Source organism: Streptomyces sp. P5F9, assembly GCF_057961495.1.
On sequence record NZ_JBXVPZ010000936.1, the window covers coordinates 1 to 1,255 of the forward strand.

The 1,255-nt window shown below is 73.9% G+C and carries 3 protein-coding genes; all 3 read right to left on the reverse strand.

Annotated features, from left to right (window positions below; translation table 11 throughout):
• On the reverse strand, window positions 1-363 hold a 363-nt coding region (locus tag AC31A1_RS51615), incomplete at its 3' end, for a TadE family type IV pilus minor pilin (protein ID WP_489659944.1).
• Complete coding sequence (locus AC31A1_RS51620) at window positions 350-589, reverse strand: DUF4244 domain-containing protein (protein WP_489659945.1); 240 nt, start codon at window positions 587-589, stop codon at window positions 350-352. The genes AC31A1_RS51620 and AC31A1_RS51615, both read right to left, overlap by 14 nt.
• Window positions 590-732: 143 nt before the next feature.
• Window positions 733-1,255: type II secretion system F family protein (locus AC31A1_RS51625; RefSeq protein ID WP_489659946.1), on the reverse strand; the 523-nt coding region annotated here is incomplete at its 5' end.

Genomic DNA, 1,255 nt, shown 5'->3' on the forward strand with positions numbered 1-1,255 from the left:
CCCCTCGCCCACCGTCTCCTCCGCCAACGCCACGGCCTCCTCCCGTACTTCGAAGGGCAGCCCGCTCAACACCGGCGGTTTCGCGACCACGACGACGTGGACCTGGTCGCCCTCCCGGGCCACGGTGACCTCCGCGCCGGGCGGGGCCGTGTCCCGGACCACCTGAACGACCGCATCGGCCGGGTCCTGCCGAGCCGCGGCGCGGGCGCCCGAGCGGGCCGCGTCCACGCACTGGATCTGCGCGGCCACCACCAGCAGCCCCCACACCAGCGCCATGGCGAACATCACCAGCACAGGCAGCACCACGGCCGCCTCCGCCGTCACGAAACCCTCGTCCCCACCCCGCCGTTCACACCTTCGCATCGAGGGCCCGCTTCACGATGCTCTGGAGCTCCGCGCTGACCGCCCCGCTGGTCACCACCTTGTAGAGCACCACCGCGAACGCCACCGCCGCGACCAGCCCCATCGCGTACTCGGCGGTGGCCATCCCGGCATCCCCGCGCGCCGAGGCACCCAACCGTGCCCGTACCCGCACCGCTCGCACGGCCCGCACCGCTACTGCCTGCACTGCCTGCATTGCCTTGTACATCTCAACCCCCGTGAGGTTCCTGTCGGTTCACTTGCTCGCTCGGCCGGTCGCCGAGGTTCAGCGATCGCCCGTCATACGTCGGTCGTTCGTCGTCATACGTCGGTCGTTCGTCGTGATACGTCCGTCACCGCTCGCTCCTCCCGTCAGCCGCCACCTCCTCCCACCGCCCCACCCGCGAGCCCGATCACCACGGGCAGCACACCGACCGCGATGAACGCGGGCAGGAAGCACAGCCCCACCGGTGCGGTGATCAGGACGGCCGCCCGCCGGGCCCGTGCCGTCGTGGTGCGGGTCCAGTCGGCGCGGGCCTCCGCCGCGAGCCGTGCGACCGGTCCGGCGGCGGGGAGCCCCGACTCGTCGGCCCGTTCGAGCAGCCGGGCCAGCGGGCCGGCGCCCGGAAGCGAGGCCAACCTCCGCCAGGCATCAGCCGGTTCACCACCGAGCCGCACCTCCGCCGCCGCACGCGCCAGCCGTTCCCCCAGGGGCCCCGAGAGGGCCTCTCCCACGGCCTGGGAGGCGATCACCGGCGAGGCTCCGGCGGCGATGCAGGCGGCCAGCAGATCGGCAGCGAGCGGGAGTTGGCGGGCGGCGGTGGCCGCATCGCGCTCGGCGACGGTGTCGTCGGCCACCTGCCGACGCCGCCACTGCCACAGCCCGACGGCGACG